This is a genomic window from Streptomyces sp. LBL (assembly GCF_029893585.1).
Lineage (GTDB): Bacteria > Actinomycetota > Actinomycetes > Streptomycetales > Streptomycetaceae > Streptomyces.
The window spans coordinates 61,707-84,150 of sequence record NZ_JARXYX010000017.1 but is presented as its reverse complement, the minus strand read 5'-3'; the positions used below and the strand labels follow the sequence as shown (position 1 = coordinate 84,150).

2 protein-coding genes are annotated in these 22,444 nt (G+C 73.1%); both read left to right on the top strand.

What is annotated here, in order from left to right:
• Positions 1-31 precede the first annotated feature (31 nt).
• A complete protein-coding gene (locus M2271_RS21240; RefSeq protein WP_280888864.1) occupies positions 32-5,083 on the top strand; it encodes a non-ribosomal peptide synthetase in 5,052 nt (1,683 codons plus the stop codon).
• Positions 5,080-22,389 (top strand): non-ribosomal peptide synthetase, encoded by a 17,310-nt coding sequence (locus M2271_RS21235; protein ID WP_280888863.1) that lies wholly within the window; start codon positions 5,080-5,082, stop codon positions 22,387-22,389. Before M2271_RS21240 ends, M2271_RS21235 begins: the two co-directional genes overlap by 4 nt.
• Positions 22,390-22,444: the final 55 nt, after the last annotated feature.

The following is a 22,444-nucleotide window of genomic DNA, read 5'->3' as shown; positions in this document are numbered from 1 at the left end:
GACCGACGATCTCACAAGGAGAGCCACCACCATGTCAGAACCGCGGACGGGTTTCTCACCCGACGATGTCCCGCTCACCCCCGCGCTCGTCGCCCGGCAAGCGTCCGCGACACCGGAAGCCATGGCCGTGCTCGACGGCGAACACTCCCTCAGCTACGCCGAACTGGAACACGGCGCGAACCGGCTGGCGCACCGGCTGCGGGCGCTGGGCGCCGGGCCGGAGATACCCGTGGCCGTCTGCCTGCCGCGCGGCCATGAGCTGGTCACCGCGCTGCTCGCGGTCTGGAGAGCCGGTTCGGCGTATGTGCCGCTCGACCCCGAGCAGCCCCCCGAGCGGCTGGTCCGGCTGATCCGGGACTCCCGAGCCGCGGTGGTGATCACCGGGGAGGCGGGGGCCGCGACGGTGCGGGAGGCCGGTGCGCGGCCCGTCGTGCCCGGGACGGCCGCCGGGGAGCCCGCATCGGTCCCCCAGGAGGCTCCGGGCAGCGCACCGCTGCCCGCGAACGCCGCGTACGTGATCTACACCTCCGGCTCGACCGGACAGCCGAAGGGCGTCGTGGTCTCGCACGCCGGCCTGGCGAACCGGATCAACTGGGCGGTGCGCGAACTCGGCCTCACGCCCGCCGACCGGGTGCTGCAGAAGACCTCGCCCACCTTCGACGCGCACTGCTGGGAGATCTTCGCGCCGCTGGTGTCCGGCGGCACCGTGGTGATCGCCCCGCCGGGCGCCGAGCGCGACCCGGCCGCGCTGGTGCGGTCGCTGGGCGACACGGCGTCGACGGTGCTCCAGGTGGTGCCGTCCGTGCTGCGGCTTCTCGTCGAGGAGGAGGGCTGGGAGCGCTGCGGGGCACTGCGCGCGGTCTGCTGTGCGGGCGAGCCACTCCACGCGGAGCTGGCGCAGCGGCTGCGGCAGCGTACGGACGCCGGGCTGTGGAACACGTACGGCCCGACGGAGTGCTCCATCGACGTCACCGCCCACCGCTTCGACCCGGCGCAGACCTCCGGTCCGGTGCCCATCGGCCGGCCGATCGACGGCATCCGGGTGCTGGTGACCGACCCGTCCGGCGCCCCGGTGGGTGTGGGCACCCCGGGTGAGCTGCACATCGGCGGCATCGGTGTGGCCCGCGGCTACCTGGGCCGGCCGGACCTGACAGCGGACCGGTTCGTGCCCGACCCGTACGCCAAGGACGGTTCGCGGCTGTACCGCACGGGCGACCGGGTGCGCTGGCAGGCCGACGGTGTGCTGGAGTACCTGGGGCGGCTCGACGACCAGGTGAAGATCAACGGTGTGCGCGTGGAGCCCGCCGAGGTGGAGGCTCAGCTCGCCACGCACCCCGCGGTACGGGGCGCGGTGGTCACCGCGTACACCCTGCCGGACGCTGCGAAGCGCCTCGCCGGCTATGTGCTGCTGAACGACGGCGAGGCCGTTCCGGATCTGCGCGGTTTCCTCAGGGAGCGGCTGCCGGCGAGTCATGTGCCCGGCGTCTACGTCACGTTGGACGCGTTCCCGCTGAATGCCAGCGGCAAGGTGGACCGGCGGGCGCTGCCGGACCCGGCGGCGGCCGCGGCGGCCGGTGACGGCGTGGGTCTCCGGCGGGTCCCGGCCGGCCGTGCCGAGCGCATGGTCGCCGAGACCTGGCAGGACATCCTGAAGCTGGACTCGGTCGCTCTGGACGACGACTTCTTCAAGCTCGGCGGAACCTCGCTGCAACTGACCCGGCTGGCGGCGCGGCTGCGCAGCGCCAGCGGCCAGGAGCTGCACCTGCGGACCCTGTTCGCCGCCACCACCGTCGCGGCGCAGGCCGCACTGCTCGACCTGGACGCGGAGCCCGGGCCGCGCCCGGTCCCCCGTGACCGCCCGCTGCCTCTGTCCTACGGGCAGCGCGGGCTGTGGTTCCTGGACCGCGTGGCACCCCAGGGACCCGACTGGGTGTCCTGGATGGTGCTCGACATACCCGGCGAGGCCGGCGTGGACACCGTCCGGTGGGCGGTGGAGAAGCTCGTCGCCCGCCACGAGGCGCTGCGCACCCGCTACGTGGAGGTGGACGGCGAGCCGGCGCAGGTGATCGACCCGGCCGGGCCGGTGGAGCTGCGTGTCACCGACATCTCGCGCGCCGGGCTGGCCGCACTGCTCCGGGCCGAGCGTGCACAGGGCTTCGATCTGGAGCACGGCCCGATCCTGCGGGCGCTGCTGATCCGTCTGGACGACGGCAGCCGGCTGCTGAGTCTGGCCCTGCACCACATAGCCACCGACGGCTGGTCGAGCGCCGTGCTGGAGCGTGAGTTCGGGCAGCTGGCCGGGTCTGCGCCGGACGGCGCCGCTCCCGGTCTGCCGGCGCTCCCGGTGCAGTACGCCGACTACGCGGTGTGGCAGCGCGGACGGCTCACCGACGAGGCCGTGGCCCCCGAACTGGCTTACTGGCGGGACGCGTTACGGGATCTTCCGGAGCTCGCCCTGCCCACCGACCGGCCGCGTCCCCCGGTGCGGGACGGCCGTGGGGCGGCGGCCGTGTTCACCGTGCCCGCCGAGGTCGTCGACCAACTGACCGAGTTCGGCCGGCGGCAGGGCGCCACCCCGTTCATGGTGCTGCTGACGGCGTACGCCACCGTGCTCGGCCGGCACAGCGGTCAGTGGGACATCCCGGTGGGCACCCCCGTCGCGGGACGCGGACTGCCCGAACTCGACGGTGTCGTCGGCTTCTTCCTCAACAACGTCGTGCTGCGCTGCCGTCTGGACGGTTCGCTCACCTTCGCCGAAGCCCTGGAGCGGGTGTCCTCGACGGCGAAGCAGGCCTTCGCCCACCAGGAGCTGCCCTTCGAGCGGCTGGTGGAGGACCTCGTCCCGGACCGTGACCTGTCCCGCACCCCGCTGTACCAGGCCGCGTTCGACCTGCACGACGGCGAGTTCAGCGGACGGATCGGCGACACCGAAGCCGAGCTCGCGGAGCTGCGCGAGGGCTGGAACATCGCGCACACCGACCTGACGCTGATGATGCGACCGGGGCCGGCGGGCACCCTCTTCGGTGCCCTGGAGTACGCCACCAGCCTCTTCGACGAAGCCACCGCCGAACGGCTGGCGGGCCATCTGCTGCGCGTGCTGGCCGCGGCGAGCACCGACCCGGGGCAGCGCCTGGACCGGTTGGAGCTCCTCGACGACGCGGAACTCCGCACACTGGAGGGCTGGTCGGTGGCGGCGGAGCTGCCCGCGGGAGCCACGGTCCCCGAGCTGATCGCCGCCCGGACGGCTCGTACCCCCGAGGCGGTGGCCGTGCACGGCGACGGCTTCGCGCTCTCGTACCGCGAACTGCAGACCCGGGCCCACCGCATCGCGCACCGGCTGGCGGAGCTGGGCTTCGGCCCCGAGTCGGTGGCGGGTGTGCTGGTGGACCGAGGTCCCTGGCTGCACGCGGCGCAGCTCGGTGTGTGGCGGGCGGGCGGTGCCCATCTGCCCCTGGATCCGTCGTTCCCCGCCGAGCGGATCTCCGCGATGCTCGACGCGGCGGGGGCCCGGATCGTCCTCACCGACGGCGGCGGCGCGAGCCGCGTCCACGGCGGCCGGTTCACCGTGATCGATCTGGCCGACCCCGCGTCGGTGCCCGAGACGCTGCCCGTGACGGCGCCGGACGTGGCCGCCGATCCCGACCGCCTGGCGTACACGATCTTCACCTCCGGTTCCACCGGCACACCCAAGGGCGTGGGAGTGCCGCACCGCGGCCTGGCCAACCACCTGGCCTGGGCGGCCGGGGAACTGGCCGGAACAGGAACCGGCGACGGCACCCCCGCGGACGCCCGGTTCGCGGGCGGCGGGAGCGCCGTCTTCTCCTCCGTGGCCTTCGACCTGGTGGTCCCGAACTTGTGGGCCCCGCTGACGACCGGTCAGCCGGTACATCTGCTGCCGCAGGACATGGACCTGTCCGACCTCGGCAAACGTCTTGTGGACGGTGGGCCGTACAGCTTCCTGAAGCTGACCCCCGGCCATCTGGAGATCCTGGGCCACCAGTTGGACGACGAGCAGGCCGAGGGGCTGGCCCGGGTCGTGGTGGTGGCGGGCGAGGCTCTGCAGGGACGGCTCGCCGACCGGTGGGCGCGGCTGCTGGGCCCGGACCGGCTCATCAACGAGTACGGGCCGACCGAGGCGTCCGTCGGCACCTGCGTACACCCGCTGACGGCGCCCGTCGCCGACGGGGTGGTGCCCATCGGGTCGCCGCTGCCGGGCATGGTGATGCGGATCCTCGACGAGCAGCTGCGGCAGGTTCCGATCGGCGGCGTGGGCGAGGTCCACGTCGGCGGAACGGGTGTGGCCCGCGGCTATCTGGGCCGCCCGGGTCTTACGGCCGACCGGTTCCTGCCCGATCCGTACGGTCCGCCCGGCTCCCGGCTCTACCGCACCGGGGACCTCGGGCGCTGGCGGCCCGGCGGGGCGGTCGACTTCCTGGGCCGCAACGACGACCAGGTGAAGATCCTCGGGCACCGGATCGAACTCGGCGAGGTGCGGTCCGTGCTGGCCACCCATGACGGGCTGCGCGACACGGTGGTGATCGCTCTCCCGGGCCCCTCGGGCGACCTCTCCCTGGTCGCCTATGTGGTCCCGGCCGACGGCGCCCCGTGCCCGGACGACGAACAGCTGGCCGCCCACTGCGGGCAACGGCTGCCGCACTACATGGTCCCCGCCGTCTTCGTTCCCGTACCGCTGATCCCGCTCAACGCCAACGGCAAGCTCGACCGTGCCGCCCTGCCCGACCCGGCCGCGTCACCGCGACCGGCCACGGGCGACGCGCCGCTGAGCATCGTCGAGGAGGCCATCGGCGAGATCTGGCACGAGGTACTCGGCCGGACGGCCGGCCCCGACGACAACTTCTTCCGCTCCGGCGGCAATTCGATCCTCGCCATCCGCCTGATAGCCGCACTCCAGGACGAGTACGAGATCAGCCTTCCGGTCCGCGTGGTCTTCGAGCACCCGACCGTCGCCGGACAGGCCAAAGCGGTGGAGGACGCCATCCGCGCCGAGATCCACCAGCTCAGCGAGGACTCCCGCTTCGGTACGGAGTTCGCCACTGCGCGAGACGAGGAGCACCAGGCATGAGCATCGACCAGACGGGCGAGCCGGCGACCGAGGCCGGCACAGACATCGAGGCGCTGCTGCGCCGCCGCCTGGCGGGGCGCAGGGGTTCCCGCCGGGGACGCCCCGCCATCGCTCGCGCGGACCGCTCCCTTCCGCTGCGGCTCTCGCACGGCCAGCAGCAGATGTGGTTCCTCAACCGGCTGGAGCCGGAGAGCACCGAGTACCTCGTGCCGCTGGTGCTGCGGCTGCGCGGCCGACTGGACCCGGCGGCGCTGGAGCGGGCCTTCGACGAGGTGTGCGCGCGCCACGAGATCCTGCGCACCCGGTACGCGATGGACGGTGACGAGCCGGTGCAGATCATCGACGAGCCCGGCCCCCTGGGGCTCGGACTCCTCGGCGCGCCGGGCTCGCTCTCACCGGACGGGCGGGAGAGCTGGGCCCGGGACGCCGTTCGCCGGGCCCTGGACGTGCCGTTCGACCTGGCGGAGGAGTGGCCGGTCCGCGGCACATTGCTGCGGCTCGCCGAGGACGACCACGTACTCGTCGTGGTCTTTCACCACATCGCGTGCGACGCCTGGTCCACCCGGGTGTTCGGCGGTGAGCTGTCCACCCTGTACACGGCGCACACGCAGGGCGTCAGCGCCGCGCTGCCCGCCCCCTCACTCCAGTACGCCGACTACGCCGCCTGGCAGCGCGAGCGGCTGACCGGCGGCCGGCTGGAGAAGCAGCTCGCCCACTGGCGCACCCGGCTCGCCGGGGTCGAGCCGGTCGAGGTGCCCACCGACCGGCCACGCCCCACTGTCCGCGACTCCAGGGGCGCGGACGTGTCGTGCCCGCTGACCGACGGCGTCGCGGACCTGGTCAGGGAACTCGCGCTCACGTCCGACACCACGCCGTTCACGGTGCTGCTGACCGCCTTCCAGGTGCTGGTGTCCCGGTACACGGGCCGCACCGACGTGCCCGTCGGCACCGTGGTCTCCGGCCGGGTCCGTCCGGAGCTCCAGGGGATGATGGGCTACGGCATCAACAGCCTGGTGATGCGGGCGCGTTGGGCGGACGGCGCGAGCTTCGGCGACCTGCTGGCCGAGGGCCGCGCCACGGTGCTGGACGCCTTCGACCACCAGGAGGTCCCGTTCGCGCGGCTGGTGGACGAACTGCAGCCGCAGCGCGACCTCTCCCGCACCCCGCTGTACCAGGTGGGATTCACCCTGCACGAGTGGCGCTACGACGCCTTCGAGCTGCCCGGACTGCGCACGGAACCGTTCCTGTTGAGCGACGGCGTCGCCAAGTGCGAGCTGACTCTCCAGGTCCAGGAACGGCCGGACGGCGGCTTCGACGCTCAACTCCAGTACGCCACCGCCTTGTTCGACGAAGCGACCGCCCGCCGGATGGCCCGCCACTTCGCGCTGCTGCTCGACGACGCGGTGCACCGCCCCGGCGTGCCGGTCTCCGCGCTGGAGTTCCTGGACGAGGCCGAACGGTCCGCGGCCGCGGAGTCGTTCACCGAGGACCGTCAGGTTCCGGTCACGGCCTGTGTCCACGAGTTGTTCGAGGCGCGGGTGGCGGCGAGCCCGGACGCGATCGCGGTACGGGCGGGCACGTCCGTCCTCACCTACCGGGAGCTGAACGAGAGGGCCAACCGCATTGCCCATCGGCTGCGGGCGTTGGGCGCGGCTCCGGAACGTCTCATCGGGATCTGCCTGGACCGCGGCCCCGACCTCATCCCCACGATCCTCGGCATCCTCAAGTCGGGTGCCGGCTATCTTCCCCTGGACCCGGCCAACCCCACCGAACGCCTCGGCCACATCGTCTCCGACGCACAGGCCCACCTCGTCATCACCAGCACCGCTCTCGCCCCCCGGCTGGAAGGGATCCACGACGGCCGCCTACTCGTCCTGGACGGCGCCGACGCCGCCGCGGTGGCCGCCGAACCAGTCAGCAACCCCGCCCCCGTCGCCACACCCGAGAACCTGATCTACACCATCTACACCTCGGGCTCCACCGGCCGACCCAAGGGTGTCGCACTCACCCACACCAACGTCGTACGGCTGATGACCACCGCCCAGGAGCACTACGCCTTCGACACCTCCGACGTATGGTCCATGGCCCACTCCTACGCCTTCGACGTATCGGTGTTCGAGATGTGGGGCGCGCTGCTCCACGGCGGATCACTGATCGTCGTCCCGCAGGACACCACCCGCTCCCCGGACGACTTCCTCGACCTGCTCGTACGGGAACACGTCACCGTCCTCAGCCAGACCCCCACCGCCTTCCGCGGCCTGGTCTCCGCAGCCGCCGACAACGACCCCCGCATCCACCAACTCGCCCTGCGTGCGGTCGTGTTCGCCGGGGAGAAGATCGAAGTGGCCGCGCTGGAGCCGTGGACCGAGCAGATGGGTCTTGAGCGGCCCGCGCTGGTCAACATGTACGGGATCACCGAGACCACCGTGCACAGCACCTTCTACCGTGTGGCCTCCGAGGACCTGGACCGGCTGGCGCCGAACCGGATCGGCCGGCCGCTGAGCGACCTGCGGATCCGGCTGCTGGACGCGCGGGGGCGGCTGGTGCCGGTCGGGGTGCCGGGGGAGATCCATGTCGCCGGTCCCGGGGTCGCGCGCGGCTATCTCAACCGGCCTGATCTGACCGCTGACCGTTTCGTGCCCGACCCCTTCGGGCCCGCCGGCTCACGGATGTACCGCAGCGGGGACCTGGCCCGCCGCCGACCCGACGGCAGCCTCGAATTCCTCGGCCGCATCGACCACCAGGTCAAAATCCGCGGCTACCGCATCGAACTCGGCGAGGTGTCCACAGCGCTGGCCGCCCTGCCCGGTGTGCGGCAGGCCGTGGTCGTGGTACGGGAGGACACCCCCGGCGACCGCCGGCTGACCGGCTATGTCGTGCCCGAGGAAGACGTCGAGCCGGATGTGCGGGAGCTGCGTGCCGCGGTGTCCCGTGCCCTGCCCGAGTACATGGTGCCCGCCGCCCTCGTGGTGCTCGACGCCGTTCCGCTGACCCCCAACGGCAAGCTGGACCAGGCGGCGCTGCCCGCCCCCGGAACGCAGGCCGCCGGGACCACCGACTCGACCGCCCCCCGCACTCCGGTGGAGGAGCAGGTCGCCGCCGTATGGGCCGCCGTGCTCGGCTCGGAACGGCTCGGGGTGCACGCCGACTTCTTCGAACTGGGCGGCGACTCGATCCGGGCCGTGGCCCTGGTGGGCTCCCTGCGCGCGGCCGGATTCGACATCGCCGTACGGGACGTCTTCGGGCACCGCACGGTCGCCCGCATGGCGGAACTGATCACGGGCCGGCCCGCGGTGGCGGCCGAGCACCGGGTACGGCCCTTCGAGCTGGTCACCGATCAAGACCGGGCGCTGCTGCCCGCCGGCGTCACGGACGCCTACCCGTTGTCGCAGAACCAGCTCGGCATGCTCATCGAGATGCTGACCGGCGAGGACGGCCGCAACGTCTACCACAACGTCACCGCCTTCCGGATCCGGGACGCCGAGCCCTACGCCCCCGAGGCGATGGCCGAGGCGGCGCGGACGGTCACCGGCCGCCACGAGGTGCTGCGCACCTCCATGCATCTGTCGGAGTTCTCCCGCCCGCTCCAGCTGGTGCACCAGTCGGCCGAGCTCCCGGTCGGTGCCGAGGATCTCACCGGCCGGGACGAGGCTGAGGTACGGGCGGAACTGCGGGCGCACAGCGACCGGGAGCGCGCCCGGCTGTTCGATCTGACCCGTCCGCCGCTGATGCGGTTCTTCGTCCATGAGACGGGTGACGGCGGCTGGTGGCTGTCGGTCACCGAATGCCATCCGCTGTTGGAGGGGTGGAGCCATCACTCGCTGCTGATGGAACTGCTCCGCGTCTACCGCGCGGTGCGCGACGGCCGTGCCGTGGAGCCCTATGAGGCGCCCGGGCTCCGTTTCGCCGACTTCGTGGCGGGGGAACTGACCGCGATCGAGTCGGCGGAGGACCGCGCCTACTGGAAGTCGGTCGTCACCGAGCACCCGTCGTTCACGCTTCCGGACGCCTGGCGCGGTACGAGGAGCGCGTCCGGGGGCACGGTGCAGCGGGCCACCCGCTGGGCGGACCTGGAGCCCGCGCTGCGCGCGCTCGCCGTTCGCGCCGGCGCATCGCTGAAGAGTGTGCTGACCGCCGCGCATCTCGCGGTGCTGAGCCGGCTCACCGACGAGGAGTCCTTCCACTCGGGGCTCGTCTGCGACGCCCGCCCCGAGGTGGCCGGCGCCGACCGGGTGTACGGCATGTATCTGAACACGGTGCCCTTCGTCATGGACAGGACCGCCGCCACCTGGCAGGAGCTGGTGCGGCAGGTGTTCGACCGTGAGGCCGGGCTGTGGGCCCACCGGCGTTACCCGCTGCCCGCGATCCAGAGCGAGTTCAGTGGCGGTGGGCGGCTGCTGGACGTCTACTTCAACTATCAGGACTTCCGGCAGGTCGACGGGGAGTTCGTCGACCACACGGAGGGGTTCGACGACAGCCCCACCGAGTTCCCGCTGACGGTCTCCTCCCGGTCCGGCCACATCATCCTGACCGCCGCCCCGCACGCTCTGTCCGACGCCGCGCTGGACCGCGTCTCGGCCCTGTACCGGTCGGTTCTGGAGGCCATGGCCGCCGACCCGGGCGGCGACGCCCGTGCCGCCCTCCTGCCCGAGGAGGAGCGTGCGCTGCTGCTCGGCGACTGGGCCGTACGGGCCGGGGAGCCGAGGAGCACCCCCGTGCCGCGGCTGATCGAGCGCACCGCCGCCAAGGTCCCCGGAGCCCCCGCGGTGGTGGCCGCCGATGTGACGCTCAGTCACCGCGAGCTGGACGAGCGGGCCAACCGGATCGCGCATGAACTGCGTGCGCTCGGCGTCGGCCCCGAGACGGTCGTGGCGGTGCTGCTCGACCGCACTCCCGAGCTGCTGCCCACGCTGCTCGGAGTCTGGAAGGCGGGCGCCGCCTATGTGCCCATGGACACCTCCTGGCCCGCGGCGCGGTTGCGGGCCGTGACCGCGGACGCCTCGGCGCCCGTACTGGTGACGGTGTCGGACCACGCGGGGACGGCGGCGGAGGTGTTCGCCGGTCCGGTGCTGTACGCCGATCTGCTGACCGAGGGTCGTGCCGAACCGCCGGCGGTGGACATCGATCCGGACACCCTCGCGTACGTCATCTACACCTCCGGTTCGACCGGCCGCCCGAAGGGCGTGCAGATATCGCACCGCAACCTGGCCGGCTATCTGAGCTGGGCCGTCGACGACTACCTCGCGGGCGGTACGGCCGCCTCCTGCGACGCGCCGCTGTTCTCCTCGGTGGCCTTCGACCTGGTGGTGCCGACGCTGTACGCCCCGCTGCTGGCGGGTGGCGCGGTGCGGCTCTTCGGCTCGGGCCGCGACCTGTCGGAGCTGGGCGGCTGGCTCGCCGACAACGGGCCCTACGGTTTTGTGAAGCTGACACCGGGTCACCTGGAGATGCTGACCCACCAGGTGCCCGCCGAGCGGGCGACGGGGCTGGCTCCGGTGCTCGTGGTGGGCGGCGAGGCGCTCCTCGCCCGGACCGCCGGGCACTGGGCGGCGGCCCTGGGCGGCGCGCGTGTCGTCAACGAATACGGGCCCACCGAGATCACCGTCGGCAACAGTGTGTTCGACGTGCGGGACGACGGCGCCCTGGAGGCTGCCGAGGTGGTGCCGATCGGCGGACCGGTCCCCGGTACGTCGATGTATGTCCTGGACGCCCGGATGCAGCCGGTGCCGGCGGGTGTGACCGGTGAGCTGTACATCGGCGGCGCGGGCGTGGCCCGCGGCTACGCGGGCCGGCCGGACGCCACCGCCGAACGTTTCGTCCCCGACCCCTACGGAGCGGCCGGGAGCCGGCTGTACCGGACCGGCGATGTCGCCCGGGTGCTGCCGGGCGGGATCGTGGACTTCCTCGGGCGTGCCGACGACCAGGTGAAGGTGCGCGGCTACCGGGTGGAACCCGGCGAGATCGACGCGGTGCTGGGCGAGTACCCGGCAGTCGTCGAAGCCCGGACCGTGGTCCGCGAGGACGCGCCGGGCGAGCGGCGTCTCGTCGCGTACGTGGTGCCCGCGGACGTCGAGGGCCCCGGTGTCGAGGGCCCCGGTGTCAAGGGCCTCGGTGTCGAGGGCCCCCGTGTCGACGCCGCCGCCGTGGCCGCCCACTGCGCCGCGCGGCTGCCCGAATACATGGTGCCGTCCGCCTTCGTCGCTCTCGCGGCGCTGCCGCTGACCGCCAACGGCAAGCTGGACCGGCGCGCGCTGCCGGTGCCCGCCGACGACGGACACCGCACAGCGTTCGTCGCGCCGCGCACGGAGACGGAGGAGCGGGTCGCCGCGGTGTGGCGGACCGCGCTGGGTGTGGAGCGGGTCGGCGTCGAGGACGGCTTCTTCGAACTGGGCGGCGACTCGATCCGGGCCGTGGGCCTGGTCGGAGTGCTGCGCGCCGCCGGATACGACGTCACGGTGCGGGACGTCTTCGAGTGCCGTACGGTGGCCCGGCTCTGCGAGCGGCTCACCGGCCGTCCCGCGCCCGCGTCCGCGCCGGCCCCGGTCCTCCCGTTCTCGCTGCTGTCCGACGCCGACCGGCAGGCGCTGCCGGCCGGGCTGTTGGACGCCTACCCCCTGTCGCAGAACCAGCTCGGCATGCTGGTGGAGAACCTGACCGACGACAGCCGGGAGGCCTACCACGACCTCACCTCCTTCCTGCTGCGTGACGAGCGCCCGTTCGACTTCGGCGTGTTCGAGGAGTCCCTGCGGACGGTCACGGCACGCCACGACATCCTGCGCACGTCGGTCGACCTCACCGGCTACGGCGTACCCCTCCAACTGGTGCACGCCGAACCGGCCGTGCCCTGCGGGTGGACAGATCTGCGCGGCCTGGACGACGACGGACAGCGCCGGATCCTGGAGACCTTCACCGCGCGGGAGCGGGGACGCCCCTTCGACCTGGAGTCCGACGCCCCGCTGCTGCGGATCCACGTCCATGTGCAGCGCGACGACTCCTGGCGGTGCTCCTTCACCAAGAGCCACGCGGTGCTGGAGGGCTGGAGCTACCACACACTGCTCGCCGAGCTCGTGGAGACGTACCGGACGCTGCGCGACGGCGCCCCGGCGGGGCCGTACGAGGCCCCCGCGCTGCGCTACGCCGACGCCGTCGCGGCCGAACTGGCCGCGCTGAACTCGCCCGCGGACCAGGCGTACTGGGCCTCCGTGGTGCGGGACCGCACCGGTTTCCGCCTGCCGGAGGCCTGGCGCGGGGACGCGGGCGCGCCCGTGGAGCGGATCGGCGCCGGATTCTCGTACGCCGATCTGGAGCCCCGGCTGCGGTCACTGGCGGCCGAGGCAGGGGTGCCGTTGAAGAGTGTGCTGTTCGCGGCGCACCTGACGGTCCTGGCCAGGCTCACCGACGAGCCGGAGTTCCTCACCGGACTGGTGGGGCACACCCGCCCGGAGCTCCCCGGTGCCGACCGGCTGCTCGGGATGTACCTGAACACGCTGCCCTTCGGCTACGGGGAGGCCGCCCGCTCCGCCCGCACCTGGGGCGAGCTGGCGCGGGAGGTGTTCGCCGGGGAGACCGAGGCGTGGCCGCACCGCCACTACCCGATGCCGGCGATCCAGAGCGCGTTCGGCTCGGGACGGCGGCTGGTGGAAGTGCTGTTCAGCCATCTGGACTTCGGCGCGGCCGGACACGACTCGGCGGAGGACGAGGGCAACGGCATCAACAGCAGCTCGACCGAGTTCGCGCTGTGGATCACCACCCTCGGCGGCGTGCTGAGTCTGCGCTCCGACTCGCGCGCTCTGACGCGGACGGGCGCGGAGCGGATGGCCGCGATGTACCGGTCGGCGCTGGAGGCGATGGCCGCGGACGGTCCCGACGGAGACGCGCGCGGGCACCGGCTGCCGGAAGCCGAGTACGAGACGGTGGTCCGCGGGTGGAGCGGCGTCGCGCGTGCCGAGAGCGAGAGCGCGCCGGTCACCACCGTGCACGGTGAGTTCGAGGCGCGGGCCGCCGCCGCCCCCGAAGCGGTGGCGCTGACCGCCGCGGACGGCACGGTGTGGTCGTACGCCGAACTGGACGCCCGGGCCACGTCGGTGGCGGACGCGCTCTTGGCCGCGGGGGTCACCCCCGGCGCGGTGGTCGGAGTCTGCCTGGACCGCTCGGCGACGCTGGTCGCGGCGCTGCTCGGAGTACTGAAGGCGGGTGCGGCGTATCTGCCGCTCGACCCGGAGTACCCGGCGGGCCGGCTCACCTTCATGGCCGACGACGCGGCCGCGGCAGCGCTCGTCACGACGGATGCCCTGACCGACCGGCTGTCCGGCTGGAGCGGCCCCGTGGTCCACGCCGACCGTGCCGACGCCCTGCCACGGGCGGCGCGTCCCGGTGTGCCGGTGACCGCCGAGGACCTGGCGTACGTCATGTATACGTCCGGTTCGACGGGTGCGCCCAAGGGTGTCGCCGTGCCGCACCGGGCCGTGGTACGCCTGGTCAGGGAGGCCGGCTATCTGCGGCTGGGCCCGGAGACCCGGTTCGCGCACGCGAGTTCCGTCTCCTTCGACGCCGCCACCCTGGAACTGTGGGGTCCGCTGCTCAGCGGCGGCCGGATCGTCGTCCTCGAACGCGAGTCCGTACTCCAGCCGGAGGCGCTGGCCGCCGCACTGCGCGAGAACGCCGTGACCCATCTCTGGCAGACGGCCTCGCTGTTCAACCACACCGTGGCCACGGTCCCGGATGCCGTCGCGAGCGTCGGCACCGTACTCGTCGGCGGTGAGGCCCTGGACCCGGTGACGATACGCAGAGTGCTGGCCCAGGGCGCGCCCGGCCGACTCCTCAACGGCTACGGCCCGACCGAGAACACCACCTTCTCCACCTGGCACCTCGTCGACCAGCTGGCCCAGGACGCGGTGTCGGTGCCCATCGGCACCCCCGTCCCGCGCAGCCGGGCCCATGTGGTGGACGCGGCGCTGCGGCCGGTGGCCGTCGGGGTTCCGGGCGAACTGCTGGTGGGCGGTCCGGGGCTGGCCCACGGATACCGGGGCCGCCCCGCTCTGACCGCCGACCGTTTCGTGCCCGACCCCTGGGGCCCGGCGGGCTCCCGGCTCTACCGGACCGGCGACCTGGTGCGCTGGCTGCCGGACGGCGGCCTGGAGTACCTGGGACGCGCCGACCAGCAGGTCAAGCTGCGCGGCTATCGCATCGAACCCGGCGAGATCGAGGCCCGGCTCACCGCGCACGACGACGTGGCGCAGGCCCGGGTGGTGGTCCGCGAGGACGACCGGGGCGAACGACTGCTCGTGGCGTACGCCGTGCCCGTCGGAGCCCGGCCACTGCCCGCGCCCGCCGCGCTGCTGGAGCACCTCGCGGAAGAGCTGCCCCCCTACATGCTGCCCGCCGCCTTCGTGGAACTGGTGCGGATCCCGCTGACGGCCAACGGAAAACTGGACCACCGGGCGCTGCCCGCCCCCACCGACTCCGACCGCGCCGCAGGCGCCGCCGGGGCCGTCACGGCACGCACCCCGGTGGAAACACGGCTCACGGAGATCTGGGCGACGGTGCTGGACCTGGACGTGGACCGCGCCGGAGTGGAGGAGTCCTTCTTCGACCTGGGCGGCGACTCGATCCGGGCGGTCGCGCTGGTCGGCGCGATCCGCGCGGCCGGCTTCGACATCTCGGTCAGGGACCTGTTCGAACGGCGCACGGTCGCGGCGCTCGCCGAGCTGATCACCGGCCGGCCGGCCCCCGCCGCGACGGACGAGCCGGTGAAGCCGTTCACGCTGCTCACCGACGAGGACCGGGGGCGGTTGCCGGCCGGACTCGACGACGCGTATCCGCTCACGCAGGTCCAGACCGGCATGCTCGTCGAGATGCTGGCCGAGGACGGCCGGGCCGCCTACCACCACGCCGCGACCTACCGGGTCCGCGACGCCGTGCCGTTCGACGAGGACGCGCTGCGCGCCGCGGTGACCACGGTGGCCGGCCGGCACGACATCCTGCGCACCTCGTTCGACCTGGCCGGCTGCTCGGTGCCGGTGCAGCTCGTGCACTCCCCGGACGAACTGACCGTCGCCGTGGCGGTGCACGCGCTGGACGGCACGGACGAAGACGCGCGCGCGGCCGAACTGGAGACCTTCCTGACCGCCGAGCGGGCCGCCGTCTTCGCCGTGGAGCCGGGGCGTCCGCTGTGGCGGGTGAGCGTCCACACAGAACCTCCGGCGGCCGCCGGGTCCGGCGGCTGGTGGCTGGGACTCACCCAGTCGCACGCGGTCACCGAGGGATGGAGCCAGCACGCGTTGCTGATGGAACTGGTGGAGACCTACCAGGCGCTCCGCGACGGCCGGCGGCCGACGGCTCCCGAAACCCCCGGTGTGCGGTTCGCCGACACCGTCCACGCCGAACTGGCCTCGCTGGCCTCGCCGGAGGACCGCGCCTTCTGGCACGCCACCGTCGCCGACCGTCCGCCGCTGGTGCTGCCCGCCGCATGGGCGGACTCCGGCGACGGGCCGGACACGGCGTACGACGTGCCGGTGCCCCTGCGGGATCTGGAGTCGCGGCTGCGCCTGCTCGCCTCCGCCTCCGGTGCCTCGTTCAAGAGCGTGCTGCTGGCGGCCCATCTGACGGTGCTGGGCAGGCTCACCGACGAGGCGTCCTTCCACACCGGGCTGATCTGTGACACCCGGCCCGAGGTGGTCGGCGCCGACCGGGTCTACGGCATGTACGTCAACACCCTGCCGTTCCCGCACGAACGGACCGCCCGCACCTGGCGGGACCTGGTGGCCCGGGTCTTCGCCCGCGAGGCGGAGATGTGGCCGCACCGCCGGTTCCCGCTGCCCGAGATCCAGCGGGAGGCGGGTGGCGAGCGCCTGATCGACGTGATCTTCAACTACCAGCACTTCCACGTGGTCGACGAGGACACGGTGGACGTGGCGACTGCGCTGGGCTCCGGCGCCACCGAGTTCGACCTGGAAGTCAACACCTCCGGCGCGGGTCTGAAGCTGAAGACCCACACCCGGGTCGTCTCCCGGGAGCGGGGTGCCGCCCTGGGGGCGATGTACCGCGCGGTCCTCGAGGCCATGGCGGACGACCCCGACGGGGATGCCCGCGAGGCCTTCCTGCCCGACGCGGACCGCGAGCGCCTCGCCGCCTGGACCCGGACGGAACGGGAGCCGGTGTGGGTGGCGCCGGAGGAGGAGTTCGCCCGCTGGGCGGCACTCCACCCCGGCCGTCCCGCCCTGGTCGCGGACAACGGTGAGTTCCTCACCTACGGCGAGGCCGACACCCGGGCCGACCGGCTCGCCCGTCGGCTGCGGGCGGCCGGCGTCGGCCCCGACACGGTGGTGGGGCTCTGCGCCGACCGCTCACCGCGCACGGTGCTGGCCGTCCTGGCGGTGCTCAAGGCGGGCGGCGCCTATCTGCCGCTCGACCCCGAATACCCGCCGGAGCGGCTGGCGTTCCTGGCCGAGGACGCCGGTGTCCGGGTGCTGCTCACCGAACGGCGGCTGACCGGACTGCTCGACGCGGCGCTGGCCGGACTGCCCGGGGGGCCGCCGCGGACCGTCCTGCTCGACGAACCCGGCACATCCCTGGACGCCGGGGAACAGGCGGAGCCGCCCGTCACCGGCCCGCTCCCGGCCGCCGGTCCCGAGAACCTCGCCTACGTCCTCTACACCTCGGGTTCCACGGGCCGCCCCAAGGGTGTCCTCGTACACCGGCGCGGGATGGGCAACCACCTGCTGGCCAAGATCGAGGACCTGGCGCTGACGGAGTCGGACCGTGTGGTGCACAACGCGCCGCTCTCCTTCGACATCTCCGTGTGGCAGATGCTCGCCCCGCTCACCGTCGGCGCTCAGGTACGCGTCGTCGACCGGGACAGCGCGGGCGACCCGCTGGAACTGTTCCCGCGCGCCTGCGCGGAACGCGCAACGGTGCTGGAAGTGGTGCCCTCGCTGCTCCGGGCGGCGCTTGACGCCTGGGCCACCGGCGCCCTCACCCGCACGCTGCCGGAGCTGCGCTGGATGGTGGTGACCGGGGAGGCGTTGCCGCCCGACCTGTGCCGCCGCTGGTTCGAACGGTTCCCGCTGGTGCCGATGGTCAACGCCTACGGTCCCACCGAGTGCTCCGACGACGTCACCCACGCGCTTCTCGACCGGGCCGGCCCGGCCGGGCGGACCCGAGTCACCATCGGCCGCCCGGTGCGCAACACCCGGCTGCACGTGCTGGACGAGCGGCTGCGGCGCGTACCCGTGGGCGCGCCCGGCGAGTTGTACGTGGCCGGGGACGGAGTCGCCCGCGGCTACGGCGGCCGGCCGGCGCTGACCGCGGAACGTTTCCTGCCCGACCCGATCGGCCCGCCCGGGTCCCGGCTGTACCGCACCGGTGACGTGGCGGCCTGGAACGCCGACGGCGGCCTGGAGTTCCTGGGCCGGGTCGACCACCAGGTCAAGCTCCGCGGGGTGCGGATGGAACTCGGCGAGATCGAGAACGCGCTGACCGACCGGCCGGACGTCTCCGCGGCGGCCGTGCTGGTACGGGAGGACGTCCCCGGCGTCCAGCGTCTGGTGGCCTATCTGGTGCCCGCCGCGTCGGCCACGGGTGAACAGGCACCCGCGGCCGACCCCGCGGCGATCCGCGAAGAACTGGGCCGGTTGCTGCCCGCCGCCATGGTGCCGTCCGCGCTGGTGATCCTCGGCGAACTGCCGCTGACCCCCAACGGGAAGATCGACCGCAAGGCGCTCCCCGCCCCGGCGTCCGCGCTGGACAACCGTGCGCGGACCGCTCCGCGGACCGCGGCCGAGGCGGCCGTCGCCGAGGTCTGGTCGCGGGTGCTGGAGGTGGCGGAACTCGGCGTCGAGGACGACTTCTTCGAGTCGGGCGGCGACTCCCTCCGCGCCGTGGCCGTGGTCGGCGCGCTGCGCGGCAAGGGCCTGCGGGCGTCGGTACGGGACCTGTTCCGGCACCGCACCGTGGCCGCGCTCACCGCGGCGCTGGACGGGCGAACGGCCGGGACCGGCGCCGGAGAAGCCCCCGAGCCGGCCGCGACAGCGGTCCCGGTGGCGCCGTTCGCGTTGATCGACGCCGCGGACCGCGCCACCCTCCCCGAGGACGCGACCGACGCCTACCCCCTCTCACAGGTGCAACTGGCCATGATCGGGGAGCAACTCGCCGACGACGGCCGGGGCGCCTACCACACCGTGGTCTCGCTGCGGATCCACGACGACGGTCCGTTCTCGGAGACAGCCCTGCGTCGGGCGGTACAGGAGATCACCGCACGGCACGAGGTGCTGCGCACCTCCGCCCGGGTCACCGGGCACCGGGTGCCGATGCAGGTGGTGCACGCCACCGCCGAGGTCCCGGTCGCCGTCCACGATCTGCGCTCGGCGGACCGCGCCGGACTGGAGCGGGAGTTCCGTGCCTTCGTCGCCGCCCAGCGCTCGGATCTGTTCGAGCTGGGCGCGGCCCCGCTGCTGCGGGTCTTCGCCCACCGCGAGAGCGAGCGCACCTGGTGGCTGACCTTCACCCAGTCCCACGTGATTCTCGAGGGATGGAGCCAGCACACCCTCCAGATGGAGCTGCTGGACGCCTACCGGGAGGCCCGCGACACCGGCCGGATCTCCGCGTACCAGGCACCGTCCGTACGGTTCGCGGATGTGCTCGCCGGTGAACTTGCGGCCCTGACATCGGCGGAGGACCGCGCCTTCTGGGAGCGGATCGTCACCGGCCATACGCCCCTGACACCGCCCGCACCGTGGGCGGGCGACCCGGCCCTCCCGCGCGAGAGCTATGGCGTGCGCGTCGAACTGGACGGCCTGGCCCCGACGCTGCGGGCCCGGGCGAAGGAAGCCGGGGTGCCGTTCAAGACGGTGATGCTGGCCGCGCACTTGAAGGTGATGAGCCAGCTCACCGAATCCGAGGCCTTCCACACCGGAGTCGTCTTCCACACCCGGCCGGAGGCGCCCGGTGCCGAACGGCTGGTCGGAATGCTGCTCAACACGCTGCCGTTCCCGTATGACCGCACCGCCCGCACCTGGGACGAACTGCTGCGCCAGGTGTTCGAGCGGGAGACGGAGATCTGGGGGCACCGCGCCTATCCGCTGCCGGCCATCCAGCGGGAGTGGGGTGGCGGCCGCCGTCTGCTCGACATCCACTTCAACTATGTGGACTTCCACCAGGTCGACAGGGGCCGGGTGGACGCCGGAGCAGGGGTCAGTGAGGCGCCGACCGAGTTCGGGCTGTCCGTGCAGGTGCACGGCGACCGCTGGATCGGGCTGCACTCGGACACCCATCTGCTGAGCCGGGCCGACGCGGACCGGATGGCCGCCATGTACCGCTCGGTGCTGGAAGCCATCGCACACGGACTCGACGGGGACGCCCGCGCGGTGCACCTGCCCGGGGGCGAGCTGGAGCAGTTGCTCGGCAGCGCGGCGAGCGGGGCGGCGGCCGGCGAGCCGGTCACGGCCTGTGTGCACGAGTTGTTCGAGGCGCGGGTGGCGGCGAGCCCGGACACCGTCGCGGTACGAGCGGGCACGTCCCACCTCACCTACCGCGAACTGAACGAACACGCCAACCGCATCGCACACCACCTACGCACCCTCGCCACCACCCCCGAACACCTCATCGGCGTCTGCCTCGACCGCGGACCCGACCTCATCCCCACCCTCCTCGGCATCCTCAAAGCAGGCGCCGCCTACCTCCCCCTCGACCCCGCCAACCCCACCGAACGCCTCGGCCACATCGTCACCGACGCACAGGCCCACCTCGTCATCACCACCACCACACTCGCGAACAAGCTCAACACCATCTACAACGGCCCCCTGCTCATCCTCGACGGCCCCGACGCCGCAGCCCTGGCCTCCGCCCCCACCCACAACCCCGCACCCGTCGCCACACCCGAGAACCTGATCTACACCATCTACACCTCGGGCTCCACCGGCCGACCCAAGGGTGTCGCACTCACCCACACCAACGTCGTACGGCTGATGACCACCGCCCAGGAGCACTACGCCTTCGACACCTCCGACGTATGGTCCATGGCCCACTCCTACGCCTTCGACGTATCGGTGTTCGAGATGTGGGGCGCCCTGCTCCACGGCGGATCACTGATCGTCGTCCCGCAGGACACCACCCGCTCCCCGGACGACTTCCTCGACCTGCTCATCCGCGAACACGTCACCGTCCTCAGCCAGACCCCCACCGCCTTCCGCGGCCTGGTCTCCGCAGCCGCCGACAACGACCCCCGCATCCACCAACTCGCCCTGCGTGCCGTCGTGTTCGCCGGCGAAAAACTCGAGACCACCGCACTGACGCCATGGACCGACCGCATGGGACCGGAACAACCCGCCCTGGTCAACATGTACGGCATCACCGAAACCACCGTCCACAGCACCATCCACCAACTCACCGCGGAAGACCTCAACCCGCAGACACCCAACCGGATCGGCCGACCACTGAGCGACCTGCGGATCCGGCTGCTGGACACCGCCGGACACCTGGTACCGACCGGAGTCCCCGGCGAAATCCACGTCGCGGGCCCCGGCATCGCCCGCGGCTACCTCAACCGCCCCGCCCTGACCGCCGACCGCTTCACACCCGACCCCCACGGCCCAGCCGGCTCACGCATGTACCGCAGCGGAGACCTCGCCCGCCGCCGACCCGACGGCAGCCTCGAATTCCTCGGCCGCATCGACCACCAGGTCAAAATCCGCGGCTACCGCATCGAACTCGGCGAGGTCCAGTCGGTGGTGCTGGAACACCCGGCGGTGCGTCAGGCCGTCGTCATCGCCCGCGAGGACCGGGCCGGTGATGTCCGGCTTGCGGCGTACTGGGTGCCCCAGGCGAGCGGCGACGCGGACGCGACCGCCCTGGCGGCGCACTGCGCGGGACGGCTGCCCGAGTACATGGTGCCGGCCGCCTTCACCCGGCTGGACGCCATTCCGCTCACCCCCAACGGCAAACTCGACCAGCGGGCCCTGCCCGCCCCGGACCGCACGGCAGTGGCGGCCTCCGCCGCGTACGCGGCCCCGGTCACGGACGAGGAGCGGAGGCTGGCGGCCGTCTGGGAGCAGGTGCTGGACATCGAACGGGTCGGGCGGGACGACGGGTTCTTCGCGCTCGGCGGTCACTCGATCCTGGTGCCCCAGGTCATCCTGGCCGCGCGGGAGACCGGAGTGCCGGTCACCGCTCTGATGCTGTACCAGCACCCCACGCTCGCCGCCCTGGCGGCGGCCGCGGCGGAACAGGCCGAGCAGTCCGCCGGGGCAGAGCAGGCCGAGCAGTCCGCCGGGAGGGAGCAGGCGCCGGAGCAACGGGCGGTGACACCGGGTTCCGCCCGCGGGGGCGCCGCTCGCGCACCGCGACGCGAAGCCGTGTCCGAGGCCATGGCGGCGCACGCCGTCCCCGGCGCCGCGGTGGCCGTCCTTCGGGACGGCGAGGTCGCCGACGTCGAGACCTACGGCACCCTGCGGGCCGGAGGAACGCAGGCCGTCACCTCCGACACCCTGTTCCGGGTCGGTTCCGCCTCGAAGTTCGTGACCGCGCTCGGGGTGCTGCGGCTCGCCGACGCCGGCGCGTTCTCGCTGGACGAGGACGTCAACACCCTGCTCACCACCTGGCGGGTCCCCGGGGAGGACACCGACGTCCCGGTCACCGCACGCGCGCTGCTGGGCCATCTGTCGGGTCTCACCCCGTACGCCGGGGAGCCCCGCCGGCCGCTGCTGCGGGTACTGCGGCACCACGTGCGCCGGGAGTTCGTGCCCGGGCAGGTCTTCCGCAACGCCAACGTCCACTACGCGGTGCTCCAGCAACTGGTCGCTGACGTGACGGGCGAGGCGTTCGGCGCGGCCATGCGCCGGACCGTGCTGGAGCCGCTGGGAATGGACAGCAGCGGATACGAGCTCCGGTTCCCGCGGACCGCGGGCCTCCCCGTCGCCCTGGGCCACCACGACGACGGCACCCCCCTGGCCGACGGCTGGCTGCCCCGTACGGACGTGGCCGCGGCCGGGCTGTGGACCACCGCCGCCGACCTCGGCACCGCCCTGCTGGCGCTGCGGCGCTCGTACCACGGGCTGTCCGGCGCCCTGCTCGGCAAGGACACCGCCGGGGCCATGCTCACCGCGCACCGGGACACCCTCTACGGGCTCGGCACCCTGGTCGACTCCACCGGCCCGGAGCGCGAGTACGGGCACGGCGGCTCCGTCACCGGCTACCGCGCCATGGCCACAGCCCGCCTCCAGGAAGGCTCCGGGCTGGTTGTGCTGACCAACTCCGACGCCGGACAGCACGTCGTCACGGCACATCCGGACCTCACCGGGCGACGCGCCTGAGCCCGGCCCGGCCGACGTGCGATCACACGCCGGCCGGGCCGGGCCCCGCCGGACT